General features: G+C 64.8%; 17 protein-coding genes and 1 pseudogene. 9 read left to right on the plus strand and 9 right to left on the minus strand.

Annotation, left to right across the window (positions count from 1 at the left end; all coding sequences use genetic code 11):
* The coding region (locus KM295_RS15265; RefSeq protein ID WP_256030888.1) for a glutamate synthase central domain-containing protein at window positions 1-2,919 on the minus strand (2,919 nt) is incomplete at its 3' end.
* 152 nt (window positions 2,920-3,071) lie between these two features.
* Between KM295_RS15265 and KM295_RS15270 the strand changes: the two genes are divergently transcribed.
* Together KM295_RS15270 and KM295_RS15275 are read left to right on the plus strand one after the other, a co-directional pair.
* A complete protein-coding gene (locus KM295_RS15270) occupies window positions 3,072-3,575 on the plus strand; it encodes a DUF5817 domain-containing protein (RefSeq protein WP_256030889.1) in 504 nt (167 codons plus the stop codon).
* 78 nt (window positions 3,576-3,653) lie between these two features.
* Window positions 3,654-4,070 (plus strand): hypothetical protein, encoded by a 417-nt coding sequence (locus KM295_RS15275; protein ID WP_256030890.1) that lies wholly within the window; start codon window positions 3,654-3,656, stop codon window positions 4,068-4,070.
* 106 nt (window positions 4,071-4,176) lie between these two features.
* Here the strand turns inward: KM295_RS15275 and KM295_RS15280 are convergent.
* Window positions 4,177-5,109, minus strand: a pseudogene (locus KM295_RS15280) (formate/nitrite transporter family protein); the annotation flags it as partial.
* A gap of 98 nt (window positions 5,110-5,207) precedes the next feature.
* Between KM295_RS15280 and KM295_RS15285 the strand changes: the two are divergent.
* Entirely contained in the window at window positions 5,208-5,684 is a 477-nt protein-coding gene (locus KM295_RS15285; RefSeq protein WP_256030892.1) for a universal stress protein, read from the plus strand.
* Between the two features lie 30 nt (window positions 5,685-5,714).
* Here KM295_RS15285 and hmgA read toward each other — a convergent pair whose 3' ends face one another.
* Window positions 5,715-6,926, minus strand: coding sequence for a hydroxymethylglutaryl-CoA reductase (NADPH) (gene hmgA / locus KM295_RS15290; RefSeq protein ID WP_256030893.1), 1,212 nt, complete (start codon window positions 6,924-6,926; stop codon window positions 5,715-5,717).
* Window positions 6,927-7,041: 115 nt separating this feature from the next.
* Here hmgA and KM295_RS15295 point away from each other — a divergent pair, with 115 nt between their 5' ends.
* Window positions 7,042-7,857: a PspA/IM30 family protein gene (locus tag KM295_RS15295; protein ID WP_256030894.1), complete on the plus strand. Its 816-nt coding sequence runs from the start codon at window positions 7,042-7,044 to the stop codon at window positions 7,855-7,857.
* A 21-nt stretch (window positions 7,858-7,878) separates the two neighbouring features.
* Here the strand turns inward: KM295_RS15295 and thrS are convergent, their stop codons facing one another.
* On the minus strand, window positions 7,879-9,813 hold the full coding sequence (gene thrS, locus KM295_RS15300) for a threonine--tRNA ligase (RefSeq protein WP_256030895.1): 1,935 nt from the start codon (window positions 9,811-9,813) through the stop codon (window positions 7,879-7,881).
* A gap of 50 nt (window positions 9,814-9,863) precedes the next feature.
* The gene (locus tag KM295_RS15305) at window positions 9,864-10,292 is read right to left on the minus strand and encodes a PaaI family thioesterase (RefSeq protein WP_256030896.1); all 429 of its coding nucleotides are present in this window, start codon (window positions 10,290-10,292) and stop codon (window positions 9,864-9,866) included.
* 101 nt (window positions 10,293-10,393) lie between these two features.
* On the opposite strand from KM295_RS15305, the gene KM295_RS15310 reads away from it, so the two are divergent.
* The 5 genes from KM295_RS15310 (at window position 10,394) to cofG (ending at window position 15,114) form a co-directional block, all read left to right on the plus strand.
* Window positions 10,394-11,335 carry a complex I NDUFA9 subunit family protein gene (locus KM295_RS15310; protein ID WP_256030897.1) on the plus strand — a complete coding sequence of 314 codons (942 nt, stop codon included), beginning with the start codon at window positions 10,394-10,396 and terminating at the stop codon, window positions 11,333-11,335.
* A gap of 86 nt (window positions 11,336-11,421) precedes the next feature.
* A complete protein-coding gene (locus KM295_RS15315) occupies window positions 11,422-12,597 on the plus strand; it encodes a tubulin/FtsZ family protein (RefSeq protein ID WP_256030899.1) in 1,176 nt (391 codons plus the stop codon).
* Window positions 12,587-13,345, plus strand: coding sequence for a response regulator (locus KM295_RS15320; RefSeq protein ID WP_256030902.1), 759 nt, complete (start codon window positions 12,587-12,589; stop codon window positions 13,343-13,345). Before KM295_RS15315 ends, KM295_RS15320 begins: the two co-directional genes overlap by 11 nt.
* Before the next feature lie 5 nt (window positions 13,346-13,350).
* Window positions 13,351-13,959, plus strand: a complete 609-nt coding sequence (gene cofC, locus KM295_RS15325; RefSeq protein ID WP_256030904.1) for a 2-phospho-L-lactate guanylyltransferase — start codon at window positions 13,351-13,353, stop codon at window positions 13,957-13,959.
* A 75-nt stretch (window positions 13,960-14,034) separates the two neighbouring features.
* The gene (gene cofG / locus KM295_RS15330; RefSeq protein WP_256030905.1) at window positions 14,035-15,114 is read left to right on the plus strand and encodes a 7,8-didemethyl-8-hydroxy-5-deazariboflavin synthase subunit CofG; all 1,080 of its coding nucleotides are present in this window, start codon (window positions 14,035-14,037) and stop codon (window positions 15,112-15,114) included.
* A gap of 8 nt (window positions 15,115-15,122) precedes the next feature.
* Here cofG and cofH read toward each other — a convergent pair whose 3' ends face one another.
* The 4 genes from cofH to KM295_RS15350 form a co-directional block, all read right to left on the minus strand.
* Window positions 15,123-16,475, minus strand: coding sequence for a 7,8-didemethyl-8-hydroxy-5-deazariboflavin synthase subunit CofH (gene cofH, locus KM295_RS15335; protein ID WP_256030909.1), 1,353 nt, complete (start codon window positions 16,473-16,475; stop codon window positions 15,123-15,125).
* A 72-nt stretch (window positions 16,476-16,547) separates the two neighbouring features.
* Complete coding sequence (gene rnhB / locus KM295_RS15340; RefSeq protein ID WP_256030910.1) at window positions 16,548-17,195, minus strand: ribonuclease HII; 648 nt, start codon at window positions 17,193-17,195, stop codon at window positions 16,548-16,550.
* A 64-nt stretch (window positions 17,196-17,259) separates the two neighbouring features.
* Entirely contained in the window at window positions 17,260-18,813 is a 1,554-nt protein-coding gene (locus tag KM295_RS15345; RefSeq protein WP_256030911.1) for a PGF-pre-PGF domain-containing protein, read from the minus strand.
* Between the two features lie 4 nt (window positions 18,814-18,817).
* Window positions 18,818-21,619 carry a hypothetical protein gene (locus KM295_RS15350; RefSeq protein ID WP_256030912.1) on the minus strand — a complete coding sequence of 934 codons (2,802 nt, stop codon included), beginning with the start codon at window positions 21,617-21,619 and terminating at the stop codon, window positions 18,818-18,820.
* Window positions 21,620-21,998: the final 379 nt, after the last annotated feature.

Here is a 21,998-nt window from a genome sequence, read left to right on the forward strand (position 1 = left end):
CCCGACGCCGGGCGTAGAGTAGCGGACGTGGGCGATCATCTCGTTGACCTTCTCGCCCGGCAGGTGGCCCCCCTCGCCGGGCTTCGAGCCCTGGGCCATCTTGATCTGGAGTTCGTCGGCGTTCGTCAGGTACGTCGAGGTGACGCCGAAGCGGCCGGAGGCGACCTGTTTCACGTTGCACTCCTTTTCCGTGCCGAACCGTTCGGGCGGCTCGCCGCCCTCCCCGGTGTTTGATTTCCCGCCCAGCCGGTTCATCGCGATGGAGTTGTTCTCGTGGGCCTCCGGCGAGAGGCTCCCGAGGCTCATCGCCGCAGTCGAGAACCGTTCGACGATATTCTCGACCGGCTCGACGTCCTCGACGTCGACGGGGTCCCGATCGGAGTCGAACTCCAGAAGTCCGCGCAGCGTCTGGAGGTTTTCCTGCTGGTCGTTCATCAGCTCGGCGAACTCCTGGTACTGCCCGTAGTCGCCCTGCCGGACCGCCTTCTGGAGGGTGCCGACCGATTCGGGGTTCCACTCGTGGAACATCCCCGACGAGCGGTGTTCGTACTCGCCCTGCCGTTCGAGGTCGGCATCGTCCTCGAAGGCGACGGCGTAGCGTTTCCGGAGGTCAGCCTCGACGTCGTCGATGTCGATCCCCTCGGTGCGGGCTGTCGTCCCCTCGAAGTACTCGGCGACGAAATCCGAGTCCAGCCCGACCGCCTCGAAGATCTGGGCGCCCTGATACGATTCGACCGTCGAAATTCCCATCTTCGCCATCGTCTTCAGCAGGCCGTCCTCGACGGCCTTGATATACGCCTCGATGGCCGCGTCTTCCTCGGCGCCGTCGGGGCCGGCCACGAGATCCGAGATCGACTGGTAGGCGAGATAGGGGTTTACCGCGCCGGCGCCGTAGCCGATACACGTCGCGACGTGGTGGACGGCCCGGGGATCGCCCGACTCGAGAACGAGCCCGACGTGGTTCCGGAGTCCGTTCCTGACGAGGTGGTGGTGGACGCCGCCGGTCGCGAGCAAAGCGGGGATCGGGATCGCGTCCGCGTCGGCCGCCCGGTCCGACAGTACGATGACGTCGTGTTCCTGTGCTGCGACCGTTGCCTCCCTGCGGATCTTCCCGACCGCGGTTTCGAGGTCGCTTTCGGGGTCGAACGTGATATCGAGGACGTACGTCGAGAGGTCGCCGTCGAGATCCTTGACCGCGGCGGTCTCCGTGTCGGTGAGGATCGGAGACTCGAGGACGAGCTGGTTCGCGTGTTCCGGCGTCTCCTCGAGCAGGTTCCGCTGGTAGCCGAGCCGCGATTCCAGGGAGGTGACCAGTTCCTCCCTGATGTAATCGAGCGGCGGGTTCGTCACCTGCGCGAACAGCTGTTTGAAATACGTGAAGAGCGGTCGGTTGAACTGCGAGAGGACGCTCAACGGCGTGTCGTCGCCCATCGACCCGACGGGGTCCTTCCCGTCTTTGGCCATCGGCTCGATGAGGTGATCTATCTCGTCGTGGGTGTAGCCGTACAGGGCTTGCTGTGAGCGCAACGAGTCGACCTCTCCCTTCGGGCCCGGATCTTGCTCGGCGAGTTCCTCGATCGTGAGCTGGTGTTTCTCGACCCACTCGCCGTACTTCTCGTCGACGAGCTCGTCGAAGATCTCCTCGTCGGGGACGACCCGTCCCTCCTCGGGGTCGGCGACGAAAAGCTGGCCGGGCTGGAGGCGATCCCGGCGCTCGATCTCGCCGAAATCCGGCTCCAGAGCCCCCGCCTCGCTGGCCATGATCAGCGTGTTGTCGGTCGTCACGTCGTACCGACAGGGCCGGAGCCCGTTCCGGTCGAGGACGGCCCCGACCCGCTCGCCGTCGGTCGCGGCGACCAGCGCCGGCCCGTCCCACGGCTCGACGAGCGAGGCGTGATAATCGTACCACTCCCGTCGCTCCTCGGAGACCCGGTTTGCTTCCCCACGCCAGGCCTCGGGGATCAACATCCGGAGCGCGTGGGGCATCTCCCGGCCGCCCTGCATGAGCAACTCCAGGGCGTTGTCGACGGAGGCGGTGTCGGACTGTTCGGGATCGTTGATGATCGGGTGTAGTTTCTCTATGTCCTCCCCGAAGGCCGGATGCGCGAGGTCGTTTTCCCTGGCGCGCATCCAGTTGATGTTGCCCTGGATGGTGTTGAACTCGCCGTTGTGGATGATGTTTCGGTACGGGTGTGCGAGGTGCCACGCGCCGAGGGTGTTCGTCGAGAAACGGGCATGGACCATCGCGAAGGTCGACCGGACGCGCCGATCGAGCAGGTCCGGGTAGTACGCCGGCAGCTGTTCGGCGGTCAGAAGGCCCTTGTAGACGACCGTCTCACGGTCCAGAGAGCAGATATAGAACCGCGCCGAGCCCTCTGGCCGGCGATCCTCGATCGTGGTTTCGAGATCACGGCGGCCGACGTAGAGTGCGCGATCGAACTCGTCGTCGTCGAGTTCCGATCGGACGAAACACTGGACTGCGTTCGGTTCCGATTCGACGGCAGTCTCGCCGAGGGATGCGTTGTCGGTCGGGACGTCCCGCCACGCGAAAAGGTCGAGTCCGTGCTCGGCGAGGACGGTCTCGGTGATGTCCTGCAGGTGGGCGGCGGCATCGGGATCCGGCGGCAGAAAGACCGAGCCGACGGCGTAATCGCCCGGTTCCGGGAGGCCGTCTATCTCCGCCTCGAAGAATTCGTGCGGCGTCTGCAGCAGTATCCCTGCCCCGTCACCGGTGTTCTCGTCTGCACCCGTCGTACCGCGGTGTTCGAGGTTCTCGAGCAGTTCGAGCCCGTCCGAGACGGTCTCGTGGGATCGGCCGCCGTCGAGGTCCATGACCACGCCGACCCCGCAGTTCGCGCGGTGGTCGGTCGGATCCGCGAGCCCGTCGGTGGCCCCGGGGTTGTCGGTTCGCTCAGGCATTACCGTAAGTTAAGAATGCGTCATAAAGAGACTTCCCCTCAAAGTATAATGGTGGGTTTATTCCATACAAGGATGTATTAGGTAATTGTTTTTCAGGAAAGGCGGCAGAGCCGTGCCGGCAGATTCAACTGACAGGGGCCGGACCCACCGGTATGTATCGGGTCGTCGGCTGTCGGAACTGCCAGGCGCTTTGGACCGTCGAGGGACGCCCGGAGACGACCCAGTGTCCGCGCTGTCGGACGCGATACCGCCTCGAGAAGCTCCGGAGCTTCGCCGAAACGGAGACCTCCGCGGCCGCCGCGCGCGTCCGGAGCGCGATGCTCGCCGAGCGATCCGACGACGGCGAGTTCGTCGATCCCGAGGAGATCGACATCGACGCCGTCGGGATGGACGAGGTGGCGTTCCTCTCGGCCTCGGGGGTCGACCCGGACGCGGTGGCGGCCGCCGAGGAACGGATCGAGGGGTCGGGCCGCTCGCGGAGCCGAAAGCAGGTCGTCCTCGACGGATTGGAGGAACTGGACGAACCGACGGCGGCGGAGTTGACGGCCTACGCCGAAGCGGCCGGCCTCGAGGAAGGGTTCGTCGAACGGGCGCTCGATCGGCTCCGCCGGGCGGGCGAGGTAACGAGAACGGACGAGGGCTACCGGAAGCTATGAGCGCGATCCGACGACGGCCCTCGTCGCGGCTGCGCCCCGATCGGTGTGACACTGTCTGTGCCTTCGGAGGGATCGACGGTGACTGACGAAGAGGAGTACCGGTTCTCCCCGGAGGACTTCGACGACGACGGCGAGTTGATCGACGAACCGGACGACGAGACGCTCGCCCCGCTTCTCATCGTCGGCGGCCTCGGGGCCGGCCTCGTGCTGTTCTTCGCGGACCCGCTCGTCGATCCGGTCGACGTCGGCGGAACGGCCATCGCGCTCCGGGACGTCTCGGCGTTCGTCTTCGCCGGCGGGCTGTTCGGCGGTAGCGGGATGTACCTCCGGGAAGGGAACCGAACCCTGGGGGCGGTCCACGCCCTGGCGGGACTTGGCTGGGTGCTGCTCGGTATCGGCGGAATGCGCTCTAACGACGTGCTTTTCGCGGTCGGCGGCGGCGCGCTGGTAGCCGGGGCGATCGCACTGATCGTGTTGGTCCGTCGATCCGCCTGATTGTGCCGGCGATCCGTGGTCCAGAACTGCCGGCGACCGAGGGCGATCAGTCGTCCTCGTCGTCGCTGCCCTTCCGGGTCCGCCGGTGTCTTGTGGGTCTGTCGGCCGGGACGTACGTCCGGCCGACGCTCCCGCCCCCGATCCACTCCTGTATCGAGAGCTGTCGGTCGGCGCCGTCCTCCCGGGCGGATTCCAGCCGTCGTTCGGTCGTCTGGAAGTAGTTGACGACGGTCACGAGCACGACGCCGCCGATCGTGTTCCCCAGAAACACCGGCAGGACGAACTCGACGAGACCACCGAGGAGCGCGGCCTCACCGAGGTAGAACAGATACATCAGTTCGGTAAAGGAGACGACGACGTGAAACAGGTCGCCGAGCGGGATCATGAGGAAAGCGATGTAGACGAGGAAGAACCGCGAGATCGTATCGCGGGCGGCGAAATCGAGCCAGACGACGCTGGCGACGATGAGTCCGGCAAAGCCCGCCTTGAAGAACAGATCCCAGAAATCGGTGTGGAGCCCGTGCTGGGAGATCTCGATCGCGGCGGCGGCGGTCTCCGGCGAAAAGACGCCCGTGTATGCGAGCACGAGCGCGCCGAGGCCGCCGCCGACGAAGTTCCCGACCGCGACGATGCCCCACGTCCGAAGAAGCGTCGGAATGGACGCAAGCCGTTCTAAGACGAGCGCGACCGGTGGAAGCGTGTTCTCGGTGTACAGCTGATAGCCCCCGAGGATGATGTAGACGAAGCCGATCGGGTACAGTAGCGAGGCGATCACCGGGTTCTCCGACTTGGCGCTCATCGAGGAGTAGATCAGGAACGTGAGCGTGATGGCGAATCCGGCGGCGAGCGCGCTGAAAAACAGCTCCCGGGCGCCGGTGTCGATCTCTTCGTCGGCCGCGACGATGATGCGTTGGAATACCTCGTCGGTGTCGAACCGATCGCGGACGACCTCTCCGACCGCCGGGGCGCCGCTTCGGGACCGCTCGACCGCCTCCCGAACTGTCTCCTCCGTCGAGGGTTCCTCGTCGTGCTCTTCCATCGGATCCGTATCCGATGTCACGTCGGCACCCTAAAAAATACCATCTATCCTTGGCCGGGACCGCGCAGTATTTTAGGTACGGCCCTCCGGTATCCCACATGGCGCTTGAGACGCTGGTCGTCGCAGTCGGACCGAACGACGATACCCGGACCAAGGAACTTACCGAGGCGATACTCGATATCGCCGAGCCGACGGGGGCAAGCGTCGTCCTCTTGCACGTATTTACCGAACGGGCGTACAACGAGGGGCTCGAAGAAGCCGGATTTACCGACGAAGACCCGCCCTCGGCGACCGAGCTCGCCGGCCGCCTCGAGGGGATCGATATCCTCGCGGCCGAACTCGAGGCTGCCGGCGTTCCCTACGAGATCCGGGGCTCGATCGGGACCGAAGGGGAGACGATCATTCAGGAAACGGAGGCCGTCGGCGGCGATCTGCTGTATCTGAGCGGCCGGAAGCGCTCCCCGACCGGGAAGGCCGTCTTCGGGAGCACTTCCCACCGGATCATGATGAACGCCGGCTGTCCCGTGCTCTTCGTCCGTGAAGGCGTCTACGCGACGGACGAAAACCGGGGCTGAGACGCTTACTGATCGGCGATCGTTCGCCCGCTATCGGCCCAGTTCCTCGTGGGCGCTCGCGAGATGGTCCGAGGCCAGCGCGCCCAGAAGCGACAGTTCGCCCGCGAGCGCCGCCGTCGTGATGACTTCCGCGAGGGCGTCGGCGTTTTCACCCGGTGGATCGCCGCCGCCGCCGACCCCGACGATCTCGAGCGCCTCGGTCTGGGTCGGCAGTTTCGTCCCGCCGCCGACGGTTCCGACTTCCAGGGAGGCGATCGTGAGACTTGCATAGAGGTCACCGCCCTCGCGGACGTCGACGGTCGTGATGGCGTTTGCCCCCTCGACCACCTGGGCGATGTCCTGCCCGGTCGCGAGAAACGCCGCGGCGACGGTGTTTGCGGTGTGGGCGTTAAAACCCAACGCACCAGCCTTCGCCGAGCCGACGAGGTTCTTGCGGGTGTTGACCTCGGCGATCGCCTCCGGCGTCGTCTTGAAGTACGTCTCGACGAGGTCACGCGGGATCTCGACGTCGGCGGCAACGGTCCGGCCCCGTCCCTCGACACTGTTTATCGCGGCCGGTTTCTTGTCGCTACAGAGGTTCCCGGACAGCGCGACGAGTTCGGCGGGGGTCTCGGAGGTGACGACCTCGCAGGCGGCCTCCGTGGCGATCGTCGCCATGTTCATCCCCATCGCGTCGCCCGTCGCGTAGCCGAACCGCAGGAAGACGTTGTCGCCGACGACGTACGGTGTCACCTCGCGCAGTTCGCCGTGGCTCGTGGTCGCCTCGGCGGCCTCCGCCAGACGGTCGACGTTCGCCCGGACCCACGCGGCGGTCTCGCCGGCTGCGGCGACGTCGTCGACGCGGAACACGGGCGCCCGCGTCATCTCGTTTTTCAGCACGCGGGCAGTGGCACCACCGGCGGCCCGGATCCCCGCACAGCCGCGGTTGACCGAGGCGACGAGGGCGCCCTCCGTGGTCGCAAGCGGCAGCCGTCTGGTCCCCTCGACGGCCCCGCCGTCGATCTCGATCGGGCCGACGATCCCCATCGGTACCTGCGCCGCGCCGAGCATGTTCTCGACGTTCGATTCGGCGTCGGCGGCCCCGAAGGCGTACTCGCCGATCGTCTCGAGGTCCGCCCCCGTCTCCGCGGTGACGAGCCGCCGGCGGGCCTCGGCGGCGTCGTCGGCGTCGGCGTGCTGTTCGAGTTCGTGTATCCGTAACTCGCCGTCATCGACGGCTTCGATCAGGGCGTCGGTATCCATGGCGGCGAGGTCGGGTGGCGGGGACTAATGGTTTCCGTCCCACCGTCGCGATAGCAGTTCACACTCGAGGCGACGGAGTAGCCTTTTAATCGTAGCGGCCACAATACGGCGGTATATGGGTATCCTCTCGCGGGCATCGTACGTCATCCGATCGAAGATCAACACCGTCCTGAACCGAGCTGAAGACCCCCACGAAACGCTCGATTACTCCTACGAGCAGCTCAGAGACGAGCTGCAGGACGTAAAAAAGGGGATCGCGGACCTGACCACACAGAAGAAACGCCTCGAGATACAGAAGCGACGGCTCGAGGAGAACGTCGAAAAACACAACGAACAGGCCAGACAGGCCGTCGAGCAGGACAGAGACGACCTCGCGCGTCGGGCCTTAGAGAAGAAAAAACAGAAAATGAACCAGATCGAGGACCTGGAGACCCAGATCGCGGATCTACAGGGCACCCAGGACAACCTCGTCGAGAAGAAAAACGAACTCCAGCGCCGGATCCAGGAGTTCCGCACCGAGAAGGAGACGATGAAGGCCCGCTACGAGGCTGCCGAGGCCAGCGCCCGTGTCAGCGAGGCCATGACGGGCGCCGGCGACGAAATGGAGGACATCTCCCGGTCGATCGAACGCGCCCGCGAGGACACCGAAGACATGGAGGCGCGGGCGGCCGCGATGGACGAACTCGAGGAGAGCGGTGCCTTCGAGAGCGCGCTGTCGACAGAGAGCGACCTCGATCGCGAACTCGAGGAGATCAGACAGGAGGGTGAAGTCGACGCGGAACTGGAGACGCTGAAGGCCGAGACAGGCTCCGATGCCGGCGGCGATGGCGTCGACGTAGAGCCCGAAGAGGACGTCGATATCGAGGCCGGGACCGGAACCGATCCGGAGATCGAGGCCGAACTCGACGATCTGAAAAACGACGACGAGTAGGGCTGTCGGGCTCTCCGGGGATCACTCCGAGCCGTCGACGAAGTCGGGTTCGGTGTGCTTTTCGCCGATCTCGTTTTCGAGGTGATTCCGGAACGTTCCGACGTCGACGTCCTTGCGTTCGTTCTCGAAGCGGTCCCGGACCGAGACGGTTCCGGCTTCCTGTTCGTCGTCCCCGACGACGAGCATGTACGGTACGCGGTCGTCGTGGGCGGTCTGGATCTTCTTGCCGACCGTCCACGAGCGGTCCTCGATCTCGACGCGGAAGTCGTCGAGATACCGGTTCTTGAGCTGTTTGGCGTAGCCGATGTTGTCGTCCGAGACCGGGAGGATCCGGACCTGTTCGGGGGCGAGCCACGTCGGGAAGTTCCCGTCGAAGTGCTCAACGAGCACCATGAAGAACCGCTCGTAGCTGCCGTACAGCGCCCGATGGATCATCACCGGCTGGTGTTCCTCGTTGTCCTCGCCGGTATAGGAGAGATCGAACCGCTCGGGCATGTTGAAATCGAGCTGGACCGTCGGCCCGTCCCAGCTTCGGCCCAGCGCGTCCTCGAAGGCGAAGTCGATCTTCGGTCCGTAGAACGCGCCGTCGCCGGGTTCGACGTCGTAGTCGAGCCCCCTGGCTTCGAGGACGTCCCGGAGCTGGGATTCGGCGGTCTCCCAGATCTCGTCGGAGCCGACCGACTTCTCGGGGCGGGTGGCCAAGGCGACCTCGTATTCGAGGTCGAACGTTTCCAGCACCTCCTCGATCTGTTCCATGATGACGTTTACTTCCCGCTCGATCGAGTCGGGCTTGATAAAGAGGTGGCCGTCGTCGATGGTGAACGCCCACACCCGCGAGAGCCCCGAGAGTTCCCCACGCTGTTCCTTCCGGTAGACCTTCCCGTTTTCGGCGTACCGGATCGGCAGATCCCGGTAGGACCAGTTGCCCTGATTGAAGATCGTCGCGTGTCCCGGGCAGTTCATCGGCTTGAGGCCGTACTCCTCGTCGTTGACGTCCAGGAGGAACATGTCGTCGACGTAGTTCTCGTAGTGGCCCGACTGTTTCCACAGTTCGGTCCGGAACAGATGCGGCGTCTCGACGAACTCATAGCCCTGATCGTCGTTCAGGCCGTCGACGAACGCCTCGAGTTCCCGGAGCACCGTCTTGCCGTTGGGATGATACAGCGGGAGGCCGGGGCCGGTCACGTCGGGAATCGAAAAGAGATCGAGTTCGGTACCCAGCTTCCGGTGATCCCGCTTTTTCGCCTCCTCGCGGCGCTGTAGGAAGGTTTCGAGGTCGCTTTCGCTCTCGAAGGCGGTCCCGTACACCCGCGTGAGCGTATCGTTTTCCTCGTCACCGCGCCAGTAGGCCGCCGCGATCGAGAGGAGTTTCACCGCGCCGATCTCGCCGGTCGACTCGACGTGGGGGCCTCGACAGAGGTCCTGCCAGCCGTCCTGTACGTAAAACGAGACAGTCTCTTCGCCCTCGGCTTCGGTCTCTAGGATCTCCCGTTTGTACTCGTTGTCCGCGTAGATCTCGAGGGCTTCCTCGCGATCCCGCTCGACCCGCTCGATGTCGTAGTCGGCCGCGATGATCTCTCTCATCTCGGCTTCCAGTTCCTCGAAGTCGTCCTCCGAGAGGTCGACGCCCGTGACGTCGTAATAAAACCCGTCGTCGGTCGGCGGGCCGATCGCCAGCTTTGCCTCCGGATGGCGCCGCTGGAGCGCCTGCGCGAAGACGTGGGCCGCCGAGTGTCGAAGCACCTGCAGGTACTCCTCGGACCCCTCGGTGACGATGACGAGTTCACAGTCCTCATAGAGAGGCTCGACCCTGTCGGTGAGTTCGCCGTCGACGACGCCGGCGACCGTGTCCTCGCCGAGCCCCGGTCCGATCTCGTAGGCCACGTCCTCGACAGACGCCCCGGCCTCGACCTCGAGTTCGGAGCCGTCGGGTAACGTGACGACGATTTCGCTCATGGATACGATAACTCCGGGCGTCCGGATAAGTCCAACCTTTCGGCGCGGGGCTATTCGTATCCGATCTCGGCGTCGAGTTCGACGTCGCTCCGGGCGAACGTCCCCGTCCCGCGGGCCAGCTGATTTCCCTCGTCGTCGTAGAGGGCGCCGTCGGCGATGAGGTGTCTCGGGTGGTCGTTGACGACGGTCGCCGTCGCGCGCAGCCTCCCGTCGGCGACCGGGCGAGTGAGCTGGAGGTGGAAATCGGTCGTCAGAAGGAATACGTCCTCGACGAGCGAGTTCGCCGCAAAGAAGGTGGCATCGTCGAGCGCCTTGAAGTAGTAGGTCCCGTGTACCCCGTCGGCGGCGTGATGATCCCCTTCGTCGACGCCGAGTCGGATCTCGGCTTCCCCCTCACCTGTGATCGAAAGCGTCACGTCGAGGTGATCGTTGCACGGCTCGGCGTGATACATCCGCTCGAGTTTCCGGTAGTGCTCCATGGGTTGGCGGTCTCGTGCGGCAGTGATAGTGGTTGTCGTCGCGCGCCGACGGTGGCCGGTCACCGCCCACAGTTTATACCGTCCCCGGCCGTTGTACAGGTATGAACGCACTCGTTGTCGGCGGAACGGGATTCATCGGCGGACACCTCTGCCGGGAACTCCGCGACCGCGGTCACGACGTGACGGCGCTGTCGCGGTCACCCGAAAGGGACTCGCTCCCCGACGGTGTCGAAACGGCGATGGGTGACGTGACGGCCTACGGTTCGATCGAAGGGGCCTTCGAGGGCCAGGACGTCGTCGTCAATCTCGTCGCGCTGTCGCCGCTGTTCCGCCCGCGCGGCGGCAACGAGACCCACTACGAGATCCACCGTGACGGGACCGGGAACGTCGTCGAGGCCGCCGAGACCCACGGTGTCGACCGGCTCCTCCAGATGAGCGCCCTCGGGGCCGACCCCGGCGGCGAGACGGCCTACATCCGATCGAAGGGGCAAGCCGAGGAGATCGTCCGGGCGTCGGATCCCGAGTGGGTCATCTTTCGGCCGTCGGTGGTCTTCGGCGACGACGGGGAGTTCATCCGCTATACGAAGCGGCTGGCGCCACCCTACGTTACGCCGCTTCCGGGCGGCGGAAAGACGCGGTTCCAGCCGATCTGGGTCGGCGATCTGGTTCCGATGCTGGCCGAGGCGGCCACGGCGGACGGCGGCGACCCCCACGCCGGAGAGACCTACGAGATCGGCGGGCCCGACGTACTGACGCTCGCCGAGATCGCGAAACTGGCCCACGCGGCCGACGGCCGGCCGGTCGGCGTCGTTTCGATCCCGATGGGGATCGCGGGGATCGGACTCAAGTCGCTGGATCTCGTTCCGGCGTCTGTCCTCGATGCCGTCCCCGGGGTGCCGCGGATGGGGTCGGACCAGTACCGATCACTCCGGTTCGACAACACCGTCGACGAAAACGACATCGACGCCTTCGGTCTCGAGGAGCGGGATCTGCGCTCGGTTTCGGCGTATCTCGGCGTCGATTTCGGGGACGAAGACATATGAGACAGCCGATACGTGTCGTCTCAGCGTCCGACGAAGGCCGAAAGCTTATCATTTCAGTAGGACCCTATCCCGAGTAACGACCATCTATGAAAATTGCAATGATCGGCTTCGGGCAGGCCGGCGGGAAGATTCTCGACCGGTTTCTCAGGTACGACTCGACCCGAGGCACTGGTATCGTCGGCCACGCCGTCGCGGTAAACTCCGCGAAGGCCGACCTGATGGGACTCGATTACGTCCCCCACGAGAACCGGGTACTCATCGGCCAGTCAATAGTGAAGGGCCACGGCGCGGGGACCGAACCGGAACTGGGAGAGAAATGCACCCAGGAGGACATCGAGGAGATACAGAGCGCGATCGACAAGATGGTTTCCAGCGAGATCGACGCCTTTCTGATCATCGCCGGCCTCGGGGGCGGGACCGGCAGCGGCGGCTCGCCGGTGCTCGCAGAGCGACTCCAGCGGCTCTACGTCGAGCCGGTCTACGGGCTCGGAATCCTCCCCGCCCGCGACGAGGGGGGGATCTACAACCGAAACGCAGCACGGTCGTTTCAGGACTTCGCCGAGACGGTTGATAACCTCCTGGCGTTCGACAACGACGCGTTCAAATCCGGCGGCGAGAGCCTCGGAGAAGGATATACCGAGATCAACGACGAGATCATCACCCGCTTCGGCGCCCTCTTTTCCGCGGGGGAGGTCGAGGCGCTCGGCGACAACGTCGCCGAAAGCGTCGTCGACGCTTCGGAGATCATCAACACGCTGGGCGAACACGGGATCACGAGCGTCGGCTACGCTTCCGAGGTCGTCGAAAACGCGAACGACGGTGGGGGGTTACTCGACAAGCTCCGCGGCGGTAACGACCAGAACGGTTTCGCCAGCGCGGGCGACGCGACGAACCGTATCACCGCCCTCGTCCGGAAGGCGACGCTCGGGAAGCTGACGTTGCAATGTGAAGTCGACAGCACCGAGCGAGCGCTCCTTTTGGTGTCCGGGCCGCCGGAGGCGCTCAACCGGAAAGGCATAGACAAGGCGCGGAAGTGGATAGAGAACAAAACGGAGTGTATGGAGGTCCGGGCCGGCGACTACCCGCTTCCCGACGAAGATCGGGTCGCGGCGATCGTCGTCCTCTCCGGTGTCACGGAGATCCCCCGAGTCAAGGAGATGCAGCGGATGGCGATCGAGGCGGAAGAGCGAAGCGAAGAGCTCAAATCCCAAAGCGAAGAAGGTTTAGAAGAGCTTATTCAATACGGCGACGATGAAGAGTAGCAAACTCGTCGCCGTGGCTGTCGCGGTGTTGCTGTTCGGAACGCTGTTTGCGGGGACAACGGCCGCAGTACAGAGCAGTCCACAGGACCTCTCCGAGGAGTCCGAAGTCGGGACGGACATCGAGACGACCTTCGAGATAACGGAACTGTTCGACGAGTTCGAGTCGTGGACGCTCGCGGCCGAGACTGAACTCGGGAACGCCACCTGGACGGTCCGGCAGTACGATCAGGCGGGAAGTGAGATCTCCCGCAACGAAATCGACGGGCAGAACGCGACACAGACGGTCAACATCGAGGACGGGACCGCGACCGTCGAGGTCCGGGTGACCGGGACCACCCCCGAAATCAGCGAGCTGAGTTACGATCCGCCACAGGAGTTCGTCGTGGCGAGCTTCACACAAGAGCGCGAGGGCGGATCGAACAACGACATCGCGACCCACGAGATACACTACTACACCCAGGAGAGCAAAGAGGCCCGTGAGGCGATCGACGGGGCCCGAACGGCCGTCGAGGGCTCCGACTCCGATGAGGCCCAGTCCTCGCTCGATAGTGCGATTTCGTCCTACGAGAACGGTAACTTCGAGAACGCGATCGATCTGGCCGAGCGGGCCGAAAGTGAGGCCTCACAGAGCCAGTTCAGGCGGAACGCGATGATCGGTGGCGGCGCCCTCATCGTCGTCCTGCTCGTCGCGTTCGGCGGCTACCGGCTGTATAAATCCAGACAGAAGGGTCCCAGCCGGCTGAAATAGTAGTAATGGACGTCCTCGTCCCGTTCGCGGCGACGGAGCCGAAGACACGACTCGCGGGCGTCCTCCGGCCGGACGAACGGGCCGCCTTCGCCCGCGCCATGCTCGAGGACGTCTGTGGGACGGTGGCCGAGGCCGGCGGCTCGCCGACGGTGCTTTCGACCGCCGATCTAGACTGTGAGTGGCCGGTCGTCGTCGACGACCGGCTGTTGACGCCGGCGGTCAACGACCGGCTCGATCCGCCGGTCGCCGTCGTCATGGCCGATCTGGCGCTTTCGACCCCGGCGGCGCTGTCGCGGCTCTTCGGGGCCGACGGCGACGTCGTTATCGCCCCCGGGCTCGGCGGGGGGACGAACGCTCTGGTCGTTCGCCATCCGGATTTTTCTACCGACTATCACGGCGTTTCTGTCGCGGACCACCGCCGGATCGCCGAGGCGATCGGTGCGACCGTCACGGAGATCGACTCGTTCCGCCTTTCGGTCGACATCGACGAGCCCGAGGACCTCGTCGAACTCGCCCTCCACGGCGACGGCCCGGCGGCGGCGTGGCTCGAGGACGCCCCCGTGGGCGTCGGGACGGACGCGACCGGCGGGAGGGCGACCGTCACGCGGGGGTAGATCCCGGGACCGTCCCGACTGCTCTTCGATCCCGGGAGCGATACGTTCATTTTTCTCACCCACACAAGGGAAGACGTGTTCGGCGCGGACGCCTACGGGGTCGAATTGACGATCGATCCGGCTACCGCCGAGCGATTGGTCTCTGTCGGGCCGGCCGACGTCGCCGCCGCCTCCGGGCTGACCTTCGCGAGAAACGTCTTCGTCCCGCTGACGACCGCCTGCCGGTATACGTGTACGTACTGTACGTACTACGATCCGCCGGGTGCGGCGTCGCTTCTGTCGCCCGAGGAAATCCGGAATATCTGCGAGCGGGGGGCGGACGCCGGCTGTACGGAGGCGCTTTTCACGTTCGGCGACGATCCCGACGACAGATACACCGGGATCTACGAGCAACTGGAAACGCTCGGCCACGACTCGATCCACTCCTACCTGCGGGAGGCCTGTGAGATCGCCCTCGAATGTGGGCTTCTCCCACACTCGAACCCGGGCGATCAGACCCGCGAGCAGATGGAGCTGGTCGCCGACATGAACGCATCGATGGGGGTCATGCTCGAGACGACCGCCGACGTACAGGCCCACGGCGGCCCCCGATCGAAGGAGCCGGGCCAGCGGATCGCCACCCTCGCGATCGCCGGTGAACTCGGCGTTCCGTTCACGACCGGAATCCTTGTCGGGATCGGCGAAACGGCCAGAGATCGTGCCGAGAGCCTGCTCGCGATCGCCGAACTCCACGAGCGGTACGGCCACATTCAGGAGATCATCGTCCAGCCGGTCGTCCCCAACGAACGGTGGCAGGAAGGCTCGCCCGACCTCGAAACCATGCGACGGACGACGGCCATGGCGCGGGCGGCGCTGCCCGACGACGTGAGCATCCAGTCCCCGCCGAACCTCGCGCCCGTGGCGGATCTGCTCGACTGTGGGATCGACGACCTCGGCGGCGTCTCGCCGGTAACTGACGATCACATCAATCCCGAGTACGCGTGGCCGGCACTGCGGGAACTCGAGGACATCGCCGAGACCGCCGGCGTTCCGCTCTCCGAACGGCTCCCAGTCTACGAGGAGTACGTCTGCTCCGAGTGGCTTTCGCCGGAGATCGAGGCCGCGATCGATGCCGACGACGAGGCCGGCCGGCGGTACCGGGCGCTGCTCGGATAGAGCAAGCCTTACAGAAGCGGCGTCCCGTCGGCTTTCGGTCCGAGCGTCGGCCCGAGCGGGTCCCCGTCGGGATCGATCACGCGCCGTTTCTCGTAGTCCGTCGAGCGTTCGACGGGGATCCGGCCGATCGCTTCGATCATGTCGACGTACTCCTGTACCGACCGGAACTCGCCGTAGTCGCCGCCGGCGCGTTTGGTGATCTCCTCCGAGAGGATCGTCCCCATGAAGTCGTCGGCGCCGCAGGTGAGCATTTTCAGCCCCTGCGTGTCGCCGTACTTGACCCACGACGACTGGACGTGATCGACGTTATCCAGATACAGCCGCGAGACGGCGATCATCAACTCGTCCTCGTGGACGGAAGCCCCCGTCTCGACCAGTCCCCGTTCTTTCAGCGGCGTCTCCTGGTGGACGAAGGACAGCGGGACGAACTCGGTTATCGCGCCGGTTCGGTCCTGCAGCGTCCGGATCCGATCGAGGTGCAGCGCCCGGTGGGCCTCGTTTTCGACGTGGCCGTACATGATCGTCGCCGTCAACCCGAGGCCGACGTCGGCCGCCGCTTCCATCGCCGCCAGCCACTCGTCGGTGCCGACCTTGCCCGGACAGATAACCTCCCGGACCTCCTCGACGAGGATCTCGGCGGCGGTCCCCGGCACCGAATCGAGCCCGGCCGATCTGAGTCGCTCGAAGACCTCCCGGTAGCTCCACGCTGTTCCCCGGCGGGCGTGGTAGGCCTCCTCGGGCGTCATCGAGTGGACGTGGACGCCGTCGACGTTCATCGCCTCGATCTGTTCGACGTAGGTCCCCGGATCGACGTCGTACGCCGAGGAGGGATTGTAGTTGTGGTCTTCGCCCCCGTCGGCCGCCTCCAGGATCTCGCGGTGTTCGCCGTCGAGGACGAGCGCCGGATGGAGTCCCGAGACGGAACAGACCTCGTAGATCCCGCGCTCGACCGCGTCTTCGACGATCCCTCTGGACTGTTCGGGTGTCTTGGTGAATCCCCCCGTCTCCCCGTCGTGGTCGGTTTCGAACCGCTGGGCGGCGTCCTTGAAGTTACAGAACAGACAGCCGACGTTGCAGGCGGTCGTGACGTTGTTGTTGAGGTTCGCGACGAACGTGACTTGTTCGCCGACCACCTCGGCGCGACGACGGTCGGCCGTCTCCAGCACGCGCTCCTTGCGCTCGAGATCGATCCCCGGCGATTCCGTCCCGGTGGTCAACAGTTCGATCGCGTCCTCGACGTCGAGGCGGACGCCCGACCGGGCCCGTTCGAGCGCGCTCTCGAAGTCCCGGTCGGTCTCCGGGCGGTGTTCGAACTCGAACCCCTCCCGGGGAACGTTCGCCGACGCCTCCGACCCGTCCATACCACCTCTCCTGTCCGGAGCGTAAAAACCTCTCCGGGACCGGAACTCGACGCCCCGACCGGGCTGTGGCACTCACCGTCGATCCGTTCCGAACCCTCCGATATCGGTCTGCTCGGCGCCGGCCCGGATCGATGCACACGTCGCCCACGACGTCCGCGTCGGCGGGGGAAACCGTCCGTGTTCGTCGAAATACCGCCGGAGAAACGTCCGAGTCGTCGGATCGCTCGGATAGCCGCTGCCGATCTCTCCGAAACGGCCCTCGAGCGTTTCGACGTGGCGTTCCCGTTCGCTCTTTGCGAGAACGCTCGCGGCGCCGACGAGCGCATCGGCCGCGTCGGCGCCGTGTGTCGCCTCGGTCGTCGCGTCGGTCTCGGTCCGGTTTTCGACCCTGTTTCCGAAGCGCTCGGCATCGACGTCGGCGGCGTCACAGTGTCCGTGGTCTCCCTTCCGGGCAACGCCGTCGATCGCCTCGGCGTGGGCAGCCACGGTGAGGTCGTTCATGTTTCCCGCATCGATGCGTTCGGGGGGAACCTCCACGAGTTCGGTTTCGATCCGATCGTCGCCCCGGAGCCGATCGGCGAGCGCCTCGCGGTTCGCGTCGGTCAGCCGCTTCGAGTCGTCGATTCCGTCCGGTAACGCCGACTCGGGGGCGCGGACCGCCGCGACGAACATCGATCCCACGACCGGACCCTTGCCGGCCTCGTCGACGCCGAACTGCATGGTCGGGAGGTACTGACGCGTTCGACAAAACGCTTCGTATCGGGGCGCCGGTCGAGAGATTCTGTCACCACTCGTCGCGTCGCCGTGGGATGAACAGCCGTCCGATCACGGCGACGACGACGAGCAGCGCACAGAGGGCGGCCAGCGGGACGAACGGCGAAGCCGGATCGAACACGGCCGCACCGCTCGATTCTCCCGCCCCGATCTGTTCCTGCGGTCCCTCCTCTGTGTCTCCCTCAGTTGCCGTCTGATCGGTGTCGGACGGTGCCCCTGTGCCGTCAGCTCCCTCCGAGGGGGGTACCCGTCCCGCGATGACGAATTGCGAGAACCCCGGCGTTTCGGCTTCGACAAGGTATCCACCGTCTGTTTCGGTCGTCTCCGTCGGTAACGGTTCCCACCGGTCGCCGCCGTCCGGGAGCCGATACACCGTCAGATGCTCGGGTTCGTACCCCTGTTCGGTCAACCATTCCGCGGAGACGAACGCACGGACCACCGCGTCAGTCTCGGTATACACATCGGGGACAGTGATCTCGGCGGCGGATACCGCTTTCTGCCCTTCCGGTAACGGCGGCGCGCCGGCGGTCGGCGTCTCGAACTCCGCGATCGATATTTCACCGTCCACGGGTCGGTCCTCGAGGACGATCTCGCGGATGGCGGTGCCATCGAAGGCGACCGTCGTTCCCGGAGTGGCCGGGAACTGATCCTCGATGCGGCGGGTCGCCGTGTCGACGGGATCGTCGGAATCGCTCGCTTCCGTTTCGTCCGCTGCTCCCGGTCCGGATCCCGACATCGAACCGCCACCTCCACCACCTCCACCACCCCCACCCCCACCACCTCCGCTTCCGCCCCCACCGCTACCGGCGGATCCGCCCGTGCCTCCCGTGCCTCCGGCGCCCGACCCCGTCGAGTCCTCCCCGCCTCCCCCGCTCGACCCAGTCTGACCGCCTGCGCTTTCGACCTCGAACTCGGACGTTTCGGTCGCAGATCGTCCGTCGGCATCTGTGACCGTCAGCACGACGTCGTACTCGCCCGCCTCTTCGATGTCCTGTTCGACCACCTCGCCGTCGAAGGTGTCGATCGCTTCGCCGTCGCGTTCGATCGTCCACTCGAAGGCGGCGAGTTCGGTGTCGTCGTGGGCGGTCGACCCAGCCGCCGAGAACGTGATGGGTGCGTCGGTCGTAGCAACGGCAGGCTCGATGTCGACGCTCGGAGACGGCGGGAGCGATTCGATCGATCCCTCCGGGAACGTCAGGTTCACCGCGAAGACCCCTGATTCGAGCGGGGCCGTCCCGCCGGCGGAGCCGTTCGGGCCGACCAGCCGGAACGTTACTTCGTCGCCGGCCGTGCTGTCGACCCGAAGTTTGTCGTCGAACGCGCCCGGACCACCGTACTCGCCGGCCGGTTTGACCGTGATCCCGTCCTCGATGCCGCCGTCGACGACCGCGACGATCTCGACGCCGGACGGGATATCCGTTCCGTTGGTTTCGGTCGCCTCGCCGTAGAACGACGCCGGTTCGCCGGGTTGGCTGTCGGTTTCGGCGACGGCGATGCCGCTACAGCAGGCGACGAGAAGGACGACGAGCGCCGCTGCTATGGATAGTTTTTTCAATATCTTCATCTGTCTATCTCTGTTTCTTTATGCCCTCGTCTTCGGCGAACGTCGGCCGGACGATCTCACGGTCGAGCGGGGAATCCTCGCTGTCCCGGACCCGTATCCAGTACGTCTCGCCGTGTCCGACGGTCGCCGTCGAGCCGTCGATATCGGTACCGTTCGTCCGGTCATAGAGTCGGTTCCCGGCCGTGTCACGGATGAGGAAGGCATCGTCGGCTGTGTCGAACCCGTACTCCGACCAGTTCACGTCGTCGTCGAGGCCCCGCCGGTGGTGGGCGGAGATGTCGTAGTTCGAACTCCCGAGGTGCCACCCCGGACCGAGTTCGACGGTCCCGGATCCGTCCACTGACGCGTTCTCGTCGGTCACGAAATCAAACCCAAGCCGGGCGCTGTCGTCCTTGGCGCGGAAATAATACCCCCTGTGGAGGTGTTCGGCCTCGATCCGGTCACCCGCGAGGACGTCGCTTTCGTTCGCGCGGGGCGGGCTCTCGTAGCGCCCGGTGTCCGGGTTCCAGTTGACGAGATCCCGCGCGCCGTCCGCGTCGACGTAGAGCGTAGCCGGTTGCGGGAGCGATCCGGCGTGCCACCCGGAGCCGTCTGGCTCCGTCACGCGGTGGACGAGCGTGACGTCGGTCTCGTTCAGCTGCCGGTTTCTCTCGAACGCGACGGCCACGGTCGCGTTCGTCCCGGTCTCGACCGCCATCGCGTCGATCGCCGTCGGATCGAGTTTCGCCGTCGCCGCGGAACCGGTCGCCGTCGGTCCGACCTCGGCCGTCACGCTCCCGGTGCCTACCCCGTTCTCGATCGTTTCGTTGCCCAGACCGACGGTGACCGTCTCCTCGGTGTTCGAGATCTCGTTTCCGTTGCTGTCGACGAACCGACCGAGCTCGACGACGACGGGATCACCCGGGTCGGCCTCGATCCCGACGAACTCGCGATCGGAGCGGACAGCCACGCCGCCGACGGCCGCGATCGGTCCGGTCGCGACGATCTCCGCGGTTCCCCGGGTCGCGTTTTCGTGTTCCCGGGTCGTCGAACTCCGGATTTCGGTTTCCTCCGCCACCAGTCGTCCCTCGTATGGCATCACGTCAGCAGTGATCTCGTATCGTCCCGTCGCGTTCGATTCGAGCCGGTAAGTCCGGACGCCGCCGTCGAAATCAGCCGCCGCGAGACCGCGCTCGATCACCCAGGCGTTCTCCGGGCGCATCTCGTCGTCGGCGGCGTACTCGGTTTCGGTCCAGAGGTCCGTCGCCGTCGGCGCCCCGCCGGTTTCGTTGACGGTTACCGTTCCGTTGCCGCTCACTCGACGTAGCTCGAGATCGAGCCGATCGATCTCCTCGTCCCGAACGCCCAGATCGACGGCCACGCCGACCGACCCGCCGTCGGCGTCGAAATCCCTCGACCTTCCGGCGACCCGCGTGGTCACGTTGTCGGGGTAGATCGTGAGGTTCTCCACTGTCGCCGTCACCTCCCCGTCGGCGTGCGTGGCCGGCCCCTCGACGTCGGTCACTTCGACGGTCAGATCGAAGACGCCGACGCGCGGTTCGATCTCCCGCCCCCGGCCGAGATACAGACCGTCCCGATCGGCGGTGTCGATCCCGACGTCGGTTTGCGTGTAGTTCCCCTCGACACCCGAGAGTGTGGTCTGGAACGTCGGAGTCCGGATCTCGTTGCCGAAGCGGTCTTCGACGGTCCCGATCGGAACCGATCGGTTCTCCGAAATCCCGACCTCGGATCCGCTCTGCGGACCGTCGAGAGAAAACTCCTCGACCTCGCCGGGATAGATGTCGACGAACAGCGGCGATTCGGTCCGTATGTCCTCGTTGTCTGTCAACTCGGCGTTGTTCTCGCCCTCGACGTCGACTTCGAGGAAATCGACGCGGTGGTACCGGTTGGTAGCGTATTTGAGCGATTCTTCATCTATCAATAGCTCTACATTTAATGCGATCGATTCGTTGGAAATTAGTTTGGGGTCTCCATCTATTGTATGTATAGTAATAGTAATTTTATCTGCATGGTCATCCAAAATATTTGTATTAGACTTGGAAACCGATATGTGGCTTATGTTCTCATCCTGTGTTTCCCATTCGATGGCATTTCGGATCCCAATAGCACTTTCTTCACTGCTTTTGATTATATCAGGATTTACTGATAAGTTAATCGTGTCTCCATCATCGACTACGACATTATCTTTAGAAAAAGTAAGAGCAAGCTGATCAAAATTGTTTACTTCGTGGTTCGATCCATCAATCTCTTTATCAATATTTTCAGCTGTGAACCCTATTTCCGCAGCCTCAGTAACACTGACCGTGATCGCACTTTCGCTGTCAAGACCCAAGTCGGTCTCGTTCTCCTTGACGCGCCCGACTGTGGTCGCGTCGTACTCGACGGCGTCGGAGGCGACAGCGTCCGTGGCCCGGAGGCTCGCCTCGACCGTGATCTCGGCGTCGGTGACCGTCCCGTTCCCACCCAGATTCGTAAGCTCTATTTCGATCGTATCGGCGGTGTGATCGACGGCGATGCCGACCCCGGTGGCCGTCCCCGAGGCACCGGTGATCTCGAAAGCATCCCGTTCCGGCTTTTCGATCACGACTCGGACGACATCCCCCTCGGTCGCAGTCCCTTCGGGGACGAGCGTTATCGTCCGATCGGTGACCTCGTCCGAGCCGTCCTTGAGCAGGTCGGCGGCGTGGTACTCGAACGCGGCGGAGTTGGCGTCGGCGGCTCCCGCGGCGGGTGTCACGAACAGTGCGAAAACCGCTACGAAGACGATGACACCCGCTCCGACCCGTATCAGGCCTGAAGCTTCCATCGGCGGATCACCGTTACGAGCGATGGTGGCTCATGCAGTTCCCCGTGGGTGTCACGACGGCCCGTACTGTCCGACACTGCAAGCGTTGCTCGCGATGTTCCCTGCATCATCATCCTCCTGTTGATTGAGCCGTCAGATGGGTGTATAAAAAGTTTGTTCACGCTTTCCTTCGCCGAAATATTATCTTAAATGGTGAGAATAAGTAGACGGGAGTCGTTCGATCTCGGCCCGACCCCAGCCGTCGAGTTCGGAACCGCAGGCGCTTCGAACCGACCGGTCTGTGGTGATACGCCTCGCGGTGTTTCATACGGTCGTGCGTTAGTCTTTACCGTTATCACGGCAGAGGTAGTTCCAGATATTCGGTTCATCAACCGTGGGG

It is taken from the genome of Natronomonas aquatica (assembly GCF_024449025.1).
Lineage (GTDB): Archaea > Halobacteriota > Halobacteria > Halobacteriales > Haloarculaceae > Natronomonas > Natronomonas aquatica.